General features: G+C 64.5%; 14 protein-coding genes. 9 read left to right on the forward strand and 5 right to left on the reverse strand.

Annotated features, from left to right (window positions below; translation table 11 throughout):
• The 9 genes from ACO1XS_RS01280 to ACO1XS_RS01320 form a co-directional block, all read left to right on the forward strand.
• Positions 1 to 1246: UbiH/UbiF/VisC/COQ6 family ubiquinone biosynthesis hydroxylase (locus ACO1XS_RS01280; protein WP_486389860.1), on the forward strand; the 1246-nt coding region annotated here is incomplete at its 5' end.
• 125 nt (positions 1247 to 1371) lie between these two features.
• Positions 1372 to 2445 carry a tRNA dihydrouridine synthase DusB gene (dusB, locus tag ACO1XS_RS01285; RefSeq protein ID WP_331571052.1) on the forward strand — a complete coding sequence of 358 codons (1074 nt, stop codon included), beginning with the start codon at positions 1372 to 1374 and terminating at the stop codon, positions 2443 to 2445.
• Positions 2442 to 2675: a Fis family transcriptional regulator gene (locus ACO1XS_RS01290; RefSeq protein ID WP_173255266.1), complete on the forward strand. Its 234-nt coding sequence runs from the start codon at positions 2442 to 2444 to the stop codon at positions 2673 to 2675. The genes dusB and ACO1XS_RS01290 overlap by 4 nt, the downstream gene beginning before the upstream one ends.
• 39 nt (positions 2676 to 2714) lie before the next feature.
• A complete protein-coding gene (gene purH, locus ACO1XS_RS01295) occupies positions 2715 to 4280 on the forward strand; it encodes a bifunctional phosphoribosylaminoimidazolecarboxamide formyltransferase/IMP cyclohydrolase (RefSeq protein WP_486389861.1) in 1566 nt (521 codons plus the stop codon).
• 436 nt (positions 4281 to 4716) lie between these two features.
• Complete coding sequence (locus ACO1XS_RS01300) at positions 4717 to 9579, forward strand: trehalase family glycosidase (RefSeq protein WP_331571022.1); 4863 nt, start codon at positions 4717 to 4719, stop codon at positions 9577 to 9579.
• Between the two features lie 100 nt (positions 9580 to 9679).
• Positions 9680 to 10222 carry a crossover junction endodeoxyribonuclease RuvC gene (gene ruvC, locus ACO1XS_RS01305; protein ID WP_331571024.1) on the forward strand — a complete coding sequence of 181 codons (543 nt, stop codon included), beginning with the start codon at positions 9680 to 9682 and terminating at the stop codon, positions 10220 to 10222.
• Between the two features lie 77 nt (positions 10223 to 10299).
• On the forward strand, positions 10300 to 10881 hold the full coding sequence (gene ruvA / locus ACO1XS_RS01310; RefSeq protein WP_486389862.1) for a Holliday junction branch migration protein RuvA: 582 nt from the start codon (positions 10300 to 10302) through the stop codon (positions 10879 to 10881).
• Between the two features lie 45 nt (positions 10882 to 10926).
• Positions 10927 to 11991: a Holliday junction branch migration DNA helicase RuvB gene (gene ruvB / locus ACO1XS_RS01315; RefSeq protein WP_331571028.1), complete on the forward strand. Its 1065-nt coding sequence runs from the start codon at positions 10927 to 10929 to the stop codon at positions 11989 to 11991.
• Between the two features lie 60 nt (positions 11992 to 12051).
• Positions 12052 to 12984 (forward strand): oxygenase MpaB family protein, encoded by a 933-nt coding sequence (locus ACO1XS_RS01320; protein ID WP_486389863.1) that lies wholly within the window; start codon positions 12052 to 12054, stop codon positions 12982 to 12984.
• A gap of 70 nt (positions 12985 to 13054) precedes the next feature.
• Here the strand turns inward: ACO1XS_RS01320 and ACO1XS_RS01325 are convergent, their stop codons facing one another.
• The 5 genes from ACO1XS_RS01325 to ACO1XS_RS01345 all read right to left on the reverse strand — a co-directional run bounded on the left by ACO1XS_RS01325 (position 13055) and on the right by ACO1XS_RS01345 (position 17628).
• A complete protein-coding gene (locus ACO1XS_RS01325) occupies positions 13055 to 13732 on the reverse strand; it encodes a histidine phosphatase family protein (protein ID WP_486389864.1) in 678 nt (225 codons plus the stop codon).
• A 46-nt stretch (positions 13733 to 13778) separates the two neighbouring features.
• Complete coding sequence (gene dtd / locus ACO1XS_RS01330) at positions 13779 to 14237, reverse strand: D-aminoacyl-tRNA deacylase (RefSeq protein ID WP_331571030.1); 459 nt, start codon at positions 14235 to 14237, stop codon at positions 13779 to 13781.
• Positions 14238 to 14250: 13 nt separating this feature from the next.
• Positions 14251 to 15498, reverse strand: coding sequence for a tyrosine--tRNA ligase (tyrS, locus tag ACO1XS_RS01335; RefSeq protein WP_331571032.1), 1248 nt, complete (start codon positions 15496 to 15498; stop codon positions 14251 to 14253).
• A gap of 82 nt (positions 15499 to 15580) precedes the next feature.
• Positions 15581 to 16951: a sensor histidine kinase gene (locus ACO1XS_RS01340; protein ID WP_486389865.1), complete on the reverse strand. Its 1371-nt coding sequence runs from the start codon at positions 16949 to 16951 to the stop codon at positions 15581 to 15583.
• The gene (locus ACO1XS_RS01345) at positions 16948 to 17628 is read right to left on the reverse strand and encodes a response regulator transcription factor (protein ID WP_331571036.1); all 681 of its coding nucleotides are present in this window, start codon (positions 17626 to 17628) and stop codon (positions 16948 to 16950) included. The genes ACO1XS_RS01340 and ACO1XS_RS01345 overlap by 4 nt, the downstream gene beginning before the upstream one ends.
• Between the last annotated feature and the right edge of the window lie 132 nt (positions 17629 to 17760).

The following is a 17760-nucleotide window of genomic DNA, read 5'->3' on the forward strand; positions in this document are numbered from 1 at the left end:
CGATCCTGACTTCGACGTGGCGATCGTCGGCGCGGGCCCCGTCGGCCTTGCGCTCGCCGCCTGGCTTGCCCGGCGCAGTGCAAGTGCCGGACTCGCCGTCGCGCTCGTCGACGCACGGGAGCCGGAGGATGCGACAAACGACCCGCGCGCCATCGCCGTCTCGGAAGGCTCCCGCATGTTGCTGGAGCCGCTCGGAGCGTGGCCGGCCGACGCCCATCCGATCGAGCGCATCCACGTTTCGGAGCGCGGACGCTTCGGTCGCACGCTGATCGAGCGCGACGAGCACGGCCTCGCCGCACTCGGTTATGTCGTTCGGTACGGGTCGCTCGTGCAGACGCTCGCCCGGACCGTGCGGCGCACCGCCGTAGACTGGTTCACGTCCACCTCCGCACTGCCGCCGCGTAACGAGCCGGGCGACGACGCGCTGACGCTGCCGCTCGAAACCGGAGCCGTGCGGCGCACGGTGCGCGCGCGCATCGTCGTCAACGCCGAAGGCGGCCTCTTCGGCGAGGTGCGCACCGGCGAGGGGGAGAGCGAGAGGGAGACCGAGGGCGAGACCCACAGCCCGCACGGCGCGGCAGGCTCGACCGAGGTCGCCCGCCGCACGATGCGCGACTATCGACAAACCGCGCTCGTCGGCGTCGTGAGCGTCGCCACACCGCAGCCGGATACAGCCTGGGAGCGCTTCACCGGCGAAGGGCCGATCGCTCTTTTACCGATGGGCGGGGTCGGACAGGCCGATTACGCGCTCGTCTGGTGCATGTCGCCCGATGAGGCCACCCGTCGCGCCGGACTGGCCGATGCCGAGTTGCTCGACGAGCTCGGGCGCGCGTTCGGCTCGCGCATGGGCCGCTTCGAGGCGATACGGGGCCGTGCCGCTTTCCCGCTCGGTCTCGCCGCGGCAAAGACGCTCGTCGATGGCCGCATCGCGGCGATCGGCAACGCCGCGCAGACGCTTCACCCCGTCGCGGGCCAAGGCCTCAATCTGGGGCTGCGCGACGCGCACGCGCTGGCCGACGCGCTCGCGCGGCTCGGGCCCGTGCCGGATGCACTCGCCGCGTTCGCCAAGGCACGCCGGCTCGACAGAACGCTCACGATCGGCGCCACCGATACGCTTGCGCGCCTGTTCACGGCCGATCTCGGGCCGCTGTCGCCGCTACGCGGCCTCGCGCTGACGGCGCTCGAATTCCTGCCGCCCGCCAAGACCGCGCTCGCGCGACAGATGATGTTCGGCCAGCGCCAGTAGCTTGCGAAACGAGGGCTGCGCCGGGGCCCACCCGCGGGGCTGACCGTTAACGCGGTAAAATGCCCGTTTCCCTTGTCGCCAGCCTGCGTCCGCGCCGCGTCACGAGCCCGGACAGCCGTTCCATCATGCCAACCCTCGGCCCTCACACTCTGCGCAACAATCTGTTCGTCGCTCCGATGGCGGGCGTCACGGACCGGCCGTTTCGGCAGCTCTGCAAGCGCCTGGGCGCCGGGTATGCCGTATCGGAAATGGTGGCTTCGAACGCTCAGCTCTGGAAAAGCGAAAAGACGATGCGCCGCGCCAATCATGCGGGCGAGGTCGAGCCGATCGCGGTGCAGATCGCGGGCGCCGACCCGGCCATGATGGCCGAGGCCGCTCGCTACAACGTGGCCAACGGCGCGCAGATCATCGATATCAACATGGGTTGCCCGGCGAAAAAGGTCTGCAATGTCGCCGCGGGCTCGGCGCTTTTGCAGGACGAGCCGCTCGTCGCCCGCATCGTCGAGGCGGTCGTGGCCGCCGTCGGCGTGGGGCCCAATGCCGTGCCCGTCACATTGAAGATCCGCACCGGCTGGGACCGCGAGCACAAGAACGCGCTCAATATCGCCCGCATCGCGGAGAACGCCGGCATCTCGATGCTGACCGTGCACGGCCGCACGCGCGCCGATCTCTATCACGGCGACGCCGAGTACGACACCATCGCCGCCGTGAAACGCGCAGCACGAATCCCCGTCGTGGCAAACGGCGACATCGATACGCCTGCGAAAGCGCAGGCCGTGCTCGCCGCCACCGGAGCCGATGCGATCATGATCGGCCGCGCGGCGCAGGGGCGCCCGTGGCTCTTTCGCGAAATCGAGCACTACCTGCGGCACGGCGAGCTGCTGCCGCCGCCGCGCATCGCGGAGATTCGCGAGGTGATGAACGAGCACCTCGAGGATCATTACGCGTTTTATGGCGAGTTCACCGGCGTGCGTACTGCGCGCAAGCATATCGGCTGGTACACTCGCGGCCTTCCTGGCGCCAATGCGTTCCGGCACAGGATGAACACGCTCGATACCACACGCGAACAACTGCTGGCCGTCAACGAATTTTTCGACGCGCAACTGGCTTTGTCCGACCGTCTCGTCTACGTGGAAGACGAAGCGGATACAAGCGGCGAGCCGAACCAGCCGAGACATCAAGAACCCATAGCAGCATGAGCAAACACAACATCGAACAATGCGTCCGCGACAGCCTGGGGCGGTACTTCCAGGATCTCGACGGCGCGAAAGCACACGACGTCTTCGACATGGTGATGTCGTGCGTCGAAAAACCGATGCTCGAGGTGGTGCTCGAGCAGGCCGGCGGCAATCAGTCGCTTGCCGCCGAATATCTCGGCATCAACCGCAATACGTTGCGCAAAAAGCTGCAACAGCACGGTCTGCTGTAGTCGCGCCGCCCTCGTCCCTTTTCGGTATTGGTTTCCATCATGATCAAGCAAGCGCTCATCTCCGTTTCCGACAAGTCCGGCATCGTCGAATTCGCCCAATCGCTCTCGGCGCTCGGCGTCAAGATTCTGTCGACGGGCGGCACGGCCAAGCTGCTCGCCGAGGCGGGCCTCGCCGTGACCGAAGTGGCCGACTACACCGGGTTTCCCGAAATGCTCGACGGCCGCGTCAAAACGCTGCACCCGAAAGTGCACGGCGGCATTCTCGCGCGCCGGGACGTGCCGGAGCATATGGCCGCGCTCGAGGCGCACGGGATTCCGACGATCGATCTGCTCGTCGTCAATCTCTATCCGTTCGTCGCAACGGTTTCGAAAGACCAATGCACGCTCGAAGACGCCATCGAGAACATCGATATCGGCGGTCCGACGATGCTGCGCTCGGCCGCCAAGAATCATCGCGACGTGACGGTTATCGTCGATCCGGCCGACTATTCGGCGGTGCTCGATGAAATGCGGGCGAACGGCAACACGGTCGGCTACAAGACGAACTTCCGCCTGGCGACGAAGGTCTTCGCGCACACGGCGCAGTACGACGGCGCGATCACGAACTATCTGACGAGCTTGACCGAGGCGCTCCAGCATAGCTCGCGCAACGCGTATCCGGCCACGCTGAACCTCGCCTTCGAGAAAGTGCAGGACCTGCGCTATGGCGAGAATCCGCATCAGAGCGCGGCGTTCTACCGGGACTTGTCGGCGCCGGCCGGTGCGCTCGCGGCCTATCGGCAGTTGCAAGGCAAGGAGCTCTCGTACAACAACATCGCCGATGCCGACGCGGCGTGGGAGTGCGTGAAGACGTTCGATGCAAGCGCCTGCGTGATCGTCAAGCATGCGAATCCCTGCGGCGTCGCCATCGGGGCCGATCCGCTCGAAGCCTACTCGAAGGCGTTCAAGACCGATCCGACTTCGGCTTTCGGCGGCATCATCGCGTTCAACCGCGAGCTCGACGAGGCTGCGGCTCAAGCCGTGGCCAAGCAGTTCGTCGAAGTGCTGATCGCACCGTCGTTCACGGAGGGCGCCAAGGCAGTCTTTGCGGCCAAACAGAATGTGCGTTTGCTCGAGATCGCTCTGGGCGCCGGGCAGAACACGTTCGATTTCAAGCGCGTCGGCGGCGGGCTGCTCGTGCAATCGCCCGATGCGAAGAACGTCTCGTCGCGCGAATTGCGCGTCGTGACCAAGCGTCATCCGACACCGCAGGAAATGGACGATTTGCTCTTCGCCTGGCGCGTCGCGAAATACGTGAAGTCGAACGCGATCGTCTTTTGCGCCAAGGGTATGACGCTCGGCGTCGGCGCGGGCCAGATGAGCCGGGTGGATTCGGCCCGGATCGCGAGCATCAAGGCGCAAAACGCGGGGCTCACGCTCGCGGGCTCGGCCGTGGCGTCCGATGCGTTCTTCCCGTTCCGCGATGGCCTCGATGTCGTCGTGGCCGCGGGCGCGACCTGCGTGATTCAACCGGGCGGCTCGATGCGCGATGACGAAGTCGTCGCCGCCGCGGACGAGCACAACATCGCCATGATCATGACGGGCGTGCGGCACTTCCGGCACTGATCGCCGATTGCATGTCGCGGGCGCCCGCATCGATGGGTGCCCGTTGCGTGTGCAACGTTTTCATCGAAGACAGTCGAGCCACGGACCGACACCCTCTCATTGAATCGGTCAGAACGCTGGCCCGGCGCACATGATCGTCCCAATAGCTGCACCGCTTTTCGCCTCTCCTCACACCCCTTCGCCCTCGCTCGCGTTTTGATACGTGCGCCCTCGATGCGCACGCCTGCCACGTCGCGCCGCCGTTCTCCTCTTCGCCCACCTCCATGCGCCCAATGTGCGCAACGCGATAATCGTCACCACTTCAGCGCGAGAGCCGCACACGGCACGCACTGAGCAACTGCAAGGCGCTTCGATCACATGAAGTCGTCAGCCATTGCGGCGACCACTCGATCGTCGAGCCGGTGACCAAAGAGAAGAACCTCCCAAGGAGACGTGTATGTCAACGCCCACTCTTTCGCCCACGACGGCACCGAGCGTCCCGCATGCGCAGCATCCGGCAGCGGACCGGCAGACTGCCGCCCCCGCCGCTGACGATGTCAATCGGGAGAACGCCTCCCGCCTGCGAGGCGGCAGGCTGCGCGGGCTGTTTCGGATGGATCGCAAACCGCAGCCGGTCGACGTCAAGCGAAAACTGGATGAGCACGTCGAGCGGACATTCGCAGGCAACGACGATCGAACGAGTCGCCGCCGGTTTCGCGCAGCGGCCGAGGACGCTCGCCAGCGCCCGAGCACTCACGATCCGATGACCGACCGGGAGTCGGCACGCGCTGAGATCGAGTCGATGTTCGAGGGCGTCAGCCATCAATTCGTCGATCAGTTGCTCGACAGACGCGAAAACAGCGACATCCCTGTCTACGGTCATGCGCCGCGCTACGCGCAGGCGATCGTGTTGGCCACCGCGCTCGCCCAGGCAACGGGCGGCGATGCAGAACGTGCGCGGGATGTCATGAATGCCTGGAATCTTCAAGCGGAGGGCGACCCGTCGCGATTCCCAGCAACGGTTCAAGCCGACGATCTGGCGGCCCAGTGTCTGCTCGCAAAAACCGAGCTGGGTTGGGATGTGCTGACGGCGCTCGCCCCATCGCGCTTTGTCCGCCTGAGCGATACGGACGACGAGCGTCGGCGGATGTCGACCACGCTCAGAGCGTGCGCACATCTGCTCGACAATCTGCCGTTCGGCGATGAGGCGTTTGAGCGCCCGCGAGATCTCAATGACGCCCTCATGCTCGCCCAGGAGATCGTTGATTGTGCCCTGCCCGAACCCGATGCCGACAAACCGCGGCCCGGCACCAGCGAGGCGCTGGGCTTCGAGCGCAATGTCATCGCGGCGCGCGCGTTGATGGGCTCGTGCTCCACCAGCCCTACCCGGAAGGAACGTGAGGCGATTCTGCTCTTCAAGCCACAAGGGGGCGAGCGCGACGCCAGAAATCTGTCGATGATGCGGCACCGGGTGAACCAGATATTCAGCGACACCAACGAAAAACGCGGTTTCTTCGGGCGCATGCCGACGATGAACCAGCGTCTGATGGACACGCTGGCCAAGCGGACCATGAGCGATTTAGTCGGGCATCTGGACGAGGCACTCGCCCCGCCGATGAGATGGGAAAACGGCCTGCTCGTGCGCGACACCGACTTCGTCCCGGAATTGACCGATGACCGCGTCCGTCAAGCGCTGCACTTCACCGCATTGAAAGCGTTCATCAACCGCGTGGATCACCGTACACGGCGCGCTTCGATCGATCTGAAAAGAGGGGAGTTCAACGATTTGCTCGATGCGACCGCGCGCAGGCTGCAAATCACGCCGCGGGAGCTGAGCCGCCACCCGGCATGGCAACAGGCGCACGGCGAATGCAGGCAACTGAACGTCGACAAACTGCGTGCATGGATGCGGGAAGCCGGCGTCGATCCCGCCACGTCCGACATGGGCAAGCACCTGCGGACGCTCGAAAACATGCAGCTAGGCAAAGCAAGCAACGCTCGAGGGGTGCGCGAGCTCGTCGATACGATGCGCCCCGGCACCTCCATCGCGTTCACGAGCCGAGGTGCACAGGGGCCGAATATCACGTACTGGGCGACGGTCGCTCCCGAGGCGTTGAGGCATAAATGGGGGCATCCGACCGTCACGCCGTTGCCGACAGGCTCTCGCATTCGCGGCCGCGGCGCCGCCATGATTCTCTCGGGGGACGAAGGTCCTGACGGCGCACATATCGACATCGACATCGGCACGATGGATCGCAAGTCATGGACACTTCTCGCCGGCGCTGTGGGGCAGATTCACTCCGAGAGCCCGAGCGCCGCGTCCGAGAATTTCTGGTGGCAAGTGTTCGAATATGGTTTTCACGGCTCTCACGAAACGTCGGAGGGCGTCAAGCTTCGCATCGCGGCCGACACGTTCGATGAGGCAAAGGCCTTGGCATGCAAGGTCGTCGATGCGCTATCCGGCGTGACCGCTTCCGAGGATAGCGACGAGGACCTTGGCGGGTGGGACAATCTCGTTGACGAGCATTTCGACAACGACCACATCAGCGTCCATCATCAAACGCGCGAAGACACGGAAAGGGCGCGTATCGCGCAGACCATGACGGTGCTCGGCGTAAACACCCCGTTCGGAGGCAACCTCGCCATTCCGAAGAACGCGTGGGTTGTGGGGGGCGTCAACAGCTGGTGGAACGCGTTCGCCGTGCAACTCTCGCGGACCAAAGGAACTCTCACGAGCCGAATCCGCGGGGCGGACAATGTCTCGCGAAGCGAGAACCGCCGCGAACAGCATATAACGCTCGGTGGGCTCACCTATCCGCAACCGAGCCTCACACCGCCCATTCACGACGTGACGGGGATGGGCCTCGGTGCGTGGTGGATCCCAATGAAACGGTTCGTAAAAGGACTCGAGAGCGGAGAGGCGACGCTGTACCTCCCGCCCCCGGGCTCCAACGGTACACCGTATCAAGAATGGGTCATGACCGAGCTCGAGTACATCGAATGGCAAACGGAACTCTGGGGCGCCTCTTCGCCTACGCCGCCAGAACACATGCGCAACCACATACTGCCCGATCGCCCCGCGGGCGCGCGCGGGGATCTCAAAGTCGTCGTGCGGCGCTATGTGAAGCCCGAAGCCGCGGGCGAGTTGAACGCCCGCTTCGACAGGATTGCCACAATGAACGGCAACCCCGCCGCGGGGCCGGCGATTCAGCGTGAGATGGACAGCGCGGGCGCGAAGCTGCTGGACGAATCCACTTGGGGCGAAAACATGGTGGTGTCATACCAGTACACCAATCAGCACGAAAATGTGAGCGGGATGCCACCGATCGCGTACCAGAAACAGCACTTCGTCGGCACCGTCGAGCGCGATCGTCAACACGTGCTCGGCCGAACGGGCGGACGCAATACGCTCGTCGGCACTCGCGTGCCCGAAATGTACGTGCCGGACGCCGAAAACCAGCGGATCTTCAAAGCCAATAAGCCGACCCGATTCGCACCCGCAGATCCCAACGTGCGTCAATCGCCGATGCAGCAGCAGATCCGCGAAATCTTCGCGAACTTTCCGCAGGAATGGATGCCGGTCGAGCCTGTGGTCATGCCGAGTCACAAGCAGATCTATGGGCAGCTCTTTCACTTGGTGCAGAGGCGCTCCCGTCTCTACCCGATAGGCACGCCCATCGGCGATGCGCTCCACGACTATCTGGGTACGTCCGACAGCATGGCCGTGGTCGACTGCGACCCCCGGCGCCCTGCGGCCGAGATCATGGCGGATTTCGAGCGGTCGCGGCGAGAATACGCAATCAAAAACATCGCGCAGGGACAAGCTATCCCGGACGATCTCGATACGTTGGGAGACGAGTTCTGGAAGGACTTCGACGTTGCGGACTTCTTCAAGGCGAACTTCTATCCGCCGCGTCGACCGCTTGCCGACAGAAAGCCCGAAGGGCCGATCAACTCACTGAAAGACCACGTCCTCGCGTTTCGCAAGATCAACAAGCTCGATATGTCGGAAGCGACGTTGCGGCCGGGCTCATCCGCAATTCCGGTTCCGGAGGTTGCGGACGTACCGTCAAATCGCTTCAGTACACCGTTCCAATGGGACCAGTTGCTGGCATCGGCGGGCCAACTGGCCGACGGAGACCTGGCGAGCGTCCGGCGTACGCTCATCAACAAAGCGCACATCATCAGGACGACCGGAATCGATGACAACGCCTACGCGACGCACTACACCGGACGTCAGCAGCCGGAGACGTTCGCGATCATCGCGGGGATGTATGCCGACCACGTCGGCAATGACGACATCCTGGTGGAGTTTCTGCCCGAACTGATGGGCGAGTGGTACAACAGAATGCGCGGTGCGGAGAGCCTGATGCCCGGGACCATCTTCAACGGTGTCGCAATGAAACCCGACGGCAAGATCATCAACGGTTTGATCGACTATGCGACGCCCTCGGGATCGCGCCCCGAAGGCGATCTCGAAGACACTGAGATCGCAGACGAGGAACTCGCGCGGGTCGGAATCAATCCTGCATTCGTGTTCGGCGAGAACCGCGATAGCGCGGCCATCGGTACCGATTTCAGCCGGGCGCAGCGCAACCCGGTCGATGGCCGCCGCGAACTGAGCTATTCCGCGCCGCTGACTGAAAATGCCCATGTGCTCCAGTCCGAGCGCGTCCTGGTAAGGGCGCTGCGTGCAGCCGGTCATGACGAAATGGCGGACATGCTGCAGAAGTTCGCCGATCAGCGCGAGCTCGCAATGCAGGAAACCTTCCTCGCGCCTCGTACGGATATCACGCTCGAGCCGAAGCCCGGCACGCGTCCGCCGATGATGGTCGGGTCGTACTACCGGCTCAGAGAAGGCGAGCTGCATCCACTGCTGTCGGCCGAGGTCGCCAACGCACTCTGGGCCGGCGTCGTGCCGCCGCAAGACATCGAATGGATCGTCGGGGCTTTGGACTCGCTCACCACCGGGGACGGTCTCATGGCCACCGCCGATGTGGATAGCCACGAGCAGTGGGATGGCCTCAATTTCTGGGCGATGCACGCTTACAAGGCGGTCGAAGGCCTGATCGCGAACGGTCATCCAGAGCGTGCGGAACGAATCGCGTTGGGCTTCGTGAAAAATGCCCGCGCGGCACTCGTCAATTACGGCATCACGGCCGAGAAGTACAACCCCAATGGCGAGCTGGGCCGCGGCGGCGAATATCCGGTTGAACCGAACATGACGATGACCAATGAAACGCTTGCCTATTTCGCATGGCGGTTCAAGAGCTGCAAGGAGGTCTACGAGCAACCGGTGGAGCAGACGGTGGCGGCCTGACAACACGTGTCCTCGCACTCGGGATGTATCGGAGCGTTGCGCCTGTAGGCGGGAAGTGCCGTTCGTTGTAGTATCGCAGGCACTTCCCCACCTGAATCTCATGAGAATCCTCGGCATCGATCCCGGCCTGCGCGTCACGGGCTTCGGCATCATCGATCAAACCGGCCAACGGCTCACTTACGTGACGAGCGGCGTCATCCGCACGGCCGATGCGGATCTGCCGTCCCGTCTTCGCACGATTTTCGACGGCATCTCCACGCTGATCCGCCAGCACACCCCGGACCAGTCGGCCATCGAAAAAGTCTTCGTGAACGTCAATCCGCAATCGACGCTGCTGCTTGGGCAAGCGCGTGGCGCGGCGATCTGCGGTCTCGTGTCCGGCGGCGTGCCCGTTGCCGAATATACGGCGCTGCAGCTCAAGCAAGCCGTCGTCGGATACGGCCGTGCGACGAAAGAACAAATGCAGCAGATGGTTGGACGCCTGCTCGATCTGCCCGGCCTGCCGGGCACCGACGCGGCGGACGCGCTCGGCATGGCCATCTGCCACGCCCACGGTGGAAGTGCGCTCGGCGCCCTCGCCGATATCGCCCCCGGGCTCGCGAAAAAAGGATTGCGCGTGCGGCGCGGGCGACTCGTCGGCTGACACGCAAGGCCAGCGGCCGGCTCGCGACACCTCGGCATACGCTACACTCGCGCATTGCCTTTCCACTCGCCTCAGACATGATCGGTCGAATCGCCGGCACCCTGCTTGAAAAGAACCCGCCTCACCTGCTCGTCGATTGCAGCGGCGTGGGCTATGAGATCGACGTGCCGATGAGCACGTTTTACAACCTCCCGTCGACCGGCGAAAAGGTCGTGCTGCTTACACAGCTGATCGTGCGCGAAGACGCGCACCTCCTCTACGGCTTCGGCACGGCCCAGGAGCGCACCACATTCCGCGAGTTGCTCAAGATCAGCGGCATCGGCGCGCGCATGGCGCTGGCAGTGCTCTCCGGCATGAGCGTTCAGGAGCTCTCCCAGGCCGTGACGCTGCAAGACGCCGCGCGTCTCACGCGCGTGCCCGGCATCGGCAAGAAAACGGCCGAGCGCCTGTTGCTCGAACTCAAGGGCAAGCTCGGCGCCGATCTGGGCGCGGCCGCCGCGGCCGTGTCCCCTTCCGATCACGCGAGCGATATCCTCAACGCCCTGCTTGCGCTCGGCTATTCCGAAAAAGAAGCGCTCGCCGCCATCAAGAACGTTCCGGCCGGCACCGGGGTGTCGGAAGGGATCAAGCTCGCGCTCAAGGCGCTCTCGAAGGGTTAACGGGCACCCCGGCCCAGCGGCGCCGCGCGCGGTACAATGGCGCGCATGATCGAAACCGACAAGCTCGCCACCGAGCGCATCATCTCCGCGGCCCCCTCTTCCTCGCACGAGGAAGCGTTCGAGCGCGCGCTGCGTCCGCGCCAGCTCGAAGAGTACGTCGGCCAGGAAAAAGTGCGCGGCCAGCTCGAAATCTTCATCGAGGCGGCCAAGCGCCGCTCCGAGTCCCTCGATCACGTCCTGCTGTTCGGCCCCCCGGGCCTCGGGAAAACGACACTCGCGCACATCATCGCCCGCGAAATGGGGGTCAATCTGAGGCAAACGTCCGGGCCCGTGCTCGAGCGTGCCGGCGATCTCGCCGCGCTGCTCACAAATCTCGAAGCCAACGACGTCCTGTTCATCGACGAAATCCATCGCCTTTCGCCCGTCGTTGAAGAAATTCTCTATCCCGCGCTCGAGGATTACCAGATCGACATCATGATCGGCGAGGGTCCGGCCGCGCGCAGCGTGAAACTCGATCTCCAGCCGTTCACGCTCGTCGGCGCAACGACGCGCGCCGGCATGCTGACCAATCCGCTGCGCGATCGCTTCGGCATCGTCGCGCGCCTCGAGTTCTATAACGCCGAGGAACTCGCGCGCATCGTCGTGCGCTCGGCATCGCTGCTCGGCGCGCAGATCCATCGCGACGGCGCGTACGAGATCGCGCGCCGCTCGCGCGGCACGCCGCGCATCGCGAACCGGCTGTTGCGCCGCGTGCGCGATTACGCCGAAGTGAAGGCCGACGGCAATATCACGGCGCGCGTGGCCGATGCGGCCCTTGCCATGCTCGATGTCGACGCCGTCGGCTTCGATCTGATGGACCGCAAGCTGCTCGAGGCCATCCTGCACAAGTTCGACGGCGGCCCCGTCGGCGTCGACAATCTGGCCGCCGCCATCGGCGAGGAGCGCGATACGATCGAAGACGTCCTCGAGCCGTATCTGATCCAGCAAGGCTATTTGCAGCGCACACCGCGCGGGCGCGTGGCGACTTTGGCGGCGTACCGCCATTTCGGCCTGGCCACCCCCGACGCGGCCAGCACCGTGCGCAGCCTCTGGGATAACGACGCCTCCTGAGGCGCAAGCGTCGAGCGCACGCGTCGGGCAGGCCTCATTTCAACGGTTCCCCAGCTCTCCATGTCAGATAGCGCCGGCAAAGCCCCTCGTCCGAGCATGGCATGGCGCGATGCGCTCGGCGCCCGAGTGCGCGCGAAGATCGTCCGGGGCATCACTCATCTGACGACAGGCAGCGGCCCGACGCTCGATTTCTCGTCGCCGCCCGGCGACCCGGGCCTCTTCGGCCCCGATGCGGTCTGCTGGCAAGTGCATGCCGATTTCACGGCGATGATGGTGGGTGGCATCTCGGCGTTGATGCTGCAGGCCCTCCATCCGCTCGCGTTAGCCGGTGTCTGGGACCATTCCACGTTTCGCACCGACATGCTCGGCCGCCTGCGCCGCACGGCCACGTTCATCTCGGGCACGACGTTCGGCAACCGCGCCGACGCGCTCGCGCTTATCGAACGCGTCAAACGCATCCACCTTGCCGTCAGCGGTACCGCTCCGGACGGGCGGCCTTACCGCGCCAGCGATCCCGGGTTGCTGACATGGGTCCACGTGGCGGAGGTCTCGAGCTTCATGGCTGCCCATCTGCGCTACGTCAATCCCGCGCTGTCGATCGGTGAGCAGGATCGCTATTACGCCGAGATGGCCATGATCGCGCAACTGCTGGGTGCCGAGGATGTGCCGCGCTCCCGGGCGGAAGTGGCGACCTATCTCGCCACCATGCGGCCCGCGCTCGAGGCAGGGCCGCGCGTGCAAGAAGTCGTAGCGGTGCTCGCCCACGCCGCCCCGAAAGGACGCTTGATGCGGCCCGCCGGCGCGTTGGTGTTCCGCGCGGGCGTCGATTCGTTACCCCGCTGGGCGCAGGACTTGATCGGTTTTTCGGCGCCGGCGCGGTATGCGGGCAAGCTGGCACGCCAAGGCGTACGGATCATCGCGCCCGCGATGCGCTGGGCGCTCGTCAATGGGGCATCGAAGCGCGCACGCCGGCGCGTGGCTGCGCAAGTGTGAACGGCATGACGGCGGTAATGGCGCCACCGCGACCAAGCTCAACGCTCGCGTCGATGATGCTCCGTATCGCCTACTTGCGGTCGACGCCTTTCGCCACCGCCAAGCCGTCGTCGGCGCTCGCGCTTTCGAGATGCGCGACATCGCCCCATTCGACGATCGAGGCGCGGCCGGCTTCGTCCCACTGCACGCTGTTGAGACTCGCATTGAGCAACGGATAGTCGCGCGGCGCATCGAGCGCCAGCCCGCGAGCACAGCGATAAACGCAATCGAGCACGCCACCGTGCGTCACGCAGACGATGCGGCCGTTCGGATGCTCGGCCGCGATTTGCGCGACGGTGTGCAGCACCCGGTGATAGAACACGCGTGGCGACTCGCCGCCTTCGGGCGCAAAGCCTGGATCGCGCGTCTGCCAGACCGCGTAGGCATCGGGGAACCGGTCCGCGATCTCATCGCTGTCATGTCCCTGAAAGACGCCGTAGGCGCGCTCGCGCAGCCCCGGTTGTAGCTTCAGCGACAAGCCGAGCACGGCCACCGTCGGCTCGGCCGTTTGCCGCGCGCGCATCAAGTCGCTCGCATAGATGGCATCGACCCCGCGGCCGGCGCCGGCTTCGCGCGCCATCCGCGCCGCAATTCGGCGCGCCTGCTCGAGCCCAGTCTCGTTCAGCGGGATATCGATGTGGCCCTGGATGCGCTTGATGCGATTCCAGTCCGTCTCGCCGTGGCGGATGAAAACGATGCGGGTTGGCATGATCGAAATACGTATGGACGGTCAGGTCAGACCCGGACCGTTCGGATCAGTTACGGGCGCGCAGCCAGAACGTGACGGGACCGTCGTTGACGAGCGAGACCTGCATCTCGGCACCGAACTCGCCGGTTTCGACGAGCGGGTGACGCGCCCGCGCCGCAGCAACGAAATAGTCGAACAGACGCCGCCCATCCTCGGGCGGCGCGGCCGGCGTAAAGCTCGGACGCAGGCCGCTGTCCGTATCGGCCGCCAGCGTGAATTGCGAAACGAGCAGCAACGCGCCGGCACGCCCTGCGCCGTCGATATTCGAAAGCGGCAGATTCATTTTGCCGGCCGCATCGCCGAACACGCGATAGCCCAGCACCTTGGCGACGAGTTTGTCGGCCACGGCTTCGCTGTCGCCGCGCTCGGCGCAAACGAGCGCGAGCAGTCCCGGGCCGATCTCGCCTGTTACGCGCGTGCCGACGCGCACTTGCGCCTGGGTCACCCGCTGGATCAAAGCGATCACGAGCCCCCCTCTGTCACGCGGTCAGCGTGATGCGCGCGAAGCGCCGCTTGCCGACCTGCACGACATATTCACCGGCGTCGACCTTGAGCCCTTTGTCCGTCACCGTCGTGCCGTCGATCCTGACGCCGGCTTGGTCGATGTTGCGCAGCGCCTCGCTCGTCGACGGCACGAGGCCCGCCTGTTTGAGCAATTGGCCGATGCCGAGCGGCGCGCCGGCAAGCGTCACCGATGGGATGTCATCGGGCACCCCGCCGCGCGCGCGGTGATTGAAGTCCTCGAGCGCACGCTCGGCGTCGGCCTGCGAATGAAAGCGCGCCACGACCTCCTGCGCGAGCAGCACTTTGAAGTCGCGCGGATTGCGGCCTTCCTGCGCCTCGCGGGCGAAGCGTGCAATCTCGTCAACGCTGCGAAACGACAGCAACTCGAAGTAGCGCCACATGAGCGTATCCGAGATGCTCATCAGCTTGCCGAACATGTCAGCCGGCTTCTCACTGATGCCGACGTAATTGTTCTTCGACTTCGACATCTTGTCGACGCCGTCCAATCCCTCGAGCAGCGGCATCGTCAGAATGCACTGCTGCTCTTGTCCATACTGCTTCTGCAGTTCGCGGCCAACGAGCAGGTTGAACTTCTGATCCGTGCCGCCGAGTTCAAGATCGGCATTCAGCGCGACCGAGTCGTAACCCTGCATCAGCGGATAGAGGAATTCGTGGATGGAGATCGGCACGCCACCCTGGAACCGCTTCGTGAAGTCCTCGCGTTCGAGAATGCGCGCGACGGTATAGCGCGACGCCAGCTTGATCATGCCGTCGGCGCCGAGCGGCATCGACCATTCGCTGTTGAAGCGGATCTCCGTCTTCTCGCGATCGAGCACAAGCGCGGCCTGATCGAAATAAGTCTTCGCATTCGATTCGATCTGCTCGCGAGTGAGCGGCGGTCGCGTGGCGTTGCGTCCCGAAGGATCGCCGATGAGCGAGGTGAAGTCGCCGATCAAAAAGATGACGGTGTGCCCGAGATCCTGAAGCTGACGCATCTTGTTCAGCACGACCGTATGGCCGATATGAATATCCGGTGCGGTCGGGTCGAGCCCGAGCTTGATGCGCAGCGGCTTGCCCGTCGCGGCACTTCGCGCCAGCTTCTGCACGAACTCCTCTTCGATCAGCAGTTCGTCGGCGCCGCGCTTGGCGACAGCGAGCGCGTGAAGGACCTCGTCCGTGACTGGAAACTTCGAGGCGGGTTGGGCAGTGGAGTCGGTGCTCATCGGAAAGTCGCGTGCTGGGACGTTGCAAAAGCCGTAATTGTCCCATATTCGTGCCGCGGCACGGCCAAACCGCATGGCGGCATCACGCCACCGGTAGCCTGATCCGGAATATGCTGCCGTGCTTCGGTTCAGACTCGAGTTCGATCACGCCGCCGTTGGCTTGCACTGCCCATTGCGCGATTGCGAGGCCGAGCCCCGTGCCGCCCGTCGCGCGCGAGCGGTCCGGCTCGACGCGATAAAACCGTTCGAAAACATGAGCCTGATGTTCGGGCGCAATCCCGGGTCCGGTGTCGGCCACCTCGACGACGACTTCGCCCGGGCGCGACGCAACACGTGCCTCGATCGCACCACCGGCAGGGGTATAGCGAATCGCATTGGCAAGGAGGTTGTAGACGGCTTGCTTGAGCGTCGCCTCGTCCACCGTCGCAAGGACCCCCGGCGCATTGGCGCAAACCAGCACCTGCCGCTTCTCTTCCGCCAGCACCGCCAAACTATCTATCGAGTGCGCAACGAGCGCACTCACATCGGTCACCGTCCGCTCGAGCGGCAATGCACCATCCTGCGCCCGCGTCAGCAAAAGCAGCCCATCCAGCAATTGCACGAGGCGGTCGACCTCTTCAAGCATGCTGCCGATCGCATCGGCGTGACGCACGCCGTCCCCCGGATGCTGCAACGCATTTTCACCCACGCTCCGTATGACCGTAAGCGGCGTGCGCAACTCATGCGAAGCATCCGCCGTGAAACGGCGCATCCGCTCGAACGCGCCTTCGAGTCGCGAAAGCGTGTCGTTGAACGCCACCGCAAGCTGTCCGAACTCATCATCGCGATCGTAGACAGGCAGGCGCTCCGACAAGTTCTCCGCACCGATGTCTCGCGCGCGACGCGCCATCTGAGCCACCGGCGCAATCGCATGCCCCGCCAGCCAATAACCGCCCGCAAGGCTCGCGAGCAATGCAGCCGGAAAACCGATCCAGATGAGGAGTGTCAGCTTGCGCCCGATCGCATAGGTCTGCTCGACATCTTGCGCCACGGCGACCGTGTAAGGTCCGCCCGGCGTACCGGTCTTCGCTTCGTGTAGGAAGTAGTGTCTGCCATTGCTGCCTTGCACGATTCGATCGGACTGACCGCTCCCACCCAGCAATCCGGCCGGAAACACCTCCCGCCAGGCAGCGGTCACACGCTCCCCGCGCTGAGCCGATGCAGTGCCGAACAGTCTCACGCCGCCAGGCCCGCGTGCGACCGACGCGTCGCCCGGCCACTGGTCGCCCGCTTCGTCGATGAGTGCCTTGACGTACGCGACATCGCGATCGGCCTGTGTCCGCAACAGCAACATGCTGCTCGTGCGCACGAACAGGTACACGCAGGTCGAGAGCGTCAGGCAAATCAACGTCAGCGTAATCGCGTACCAAAGCGTGAGCCGCCAGCGGACACGCCCGTGCATCGATCCCGTCATGGATGCGCACGCAAAACGAAGCCGATGCCGCGCACGGTATGTACGAGCGGTACCCCGAAACCCGTGTCGATCTTCTTGCGCAACCGCGCGATGTGAACATCGATCACGTTGTCGAGCGGCATCACGCGCGCGACCTCGTGCCAGATGTCGCGCACGATCATGGCGCGCGTCACCGTGGTGCCCCGATGGCGCAGCAGGAATTCGAGGATTTCGAACTCCTTCGCGGTTAGCTCGACGGCCTGTCCCGCCCGCGATACCGCACGCGCGACAAGATCCATTTCGAGGTCCGCGCATCGGAGCCGCAATACGGTCTCGGCGCCGCCACGCCGAAGCATTGCGCGAACACGAGCAAGCAGCTCCGGAAGCGCGAACGGTTTCACGAGATAGTCGTCGGCACCGCTGTCCAAGCCTCGCACGCGATCCTCGACTGAATCGCGCGCCGTAATGATGATGACTGGCGGCGCCGCATCGCGCGCGCGCATCGCAGATAGAATCTCGATCCCACCTCGCCCAGGCAACATCAAATCGAGCACGACGAGATCGAAGGGCTCGCCACTGAGCAGAAAGAAACCCTCTTCCCCCGTGGTCGCCACACGCACGTCGTACCGCGCAAGCGTCAAACTCTCCTCGATCACGCGGGCAAGCTTCGCTTCGTCTTCAATGACAAGGATCTTCATTTGGGAGCGGCAATACCCGCGGCTGGAGGCTGGCTCGCGCATTCTATACCGATGTGCGCGGGCTTCCTTTCTGAAGTTTTCTTCATGAAAAGTTCAGTTGCGCAGGCAAAGCTGCCTTTCTACGATGCTCCG

This window comes from Trinickia sp., assembly GCF_057351765.1.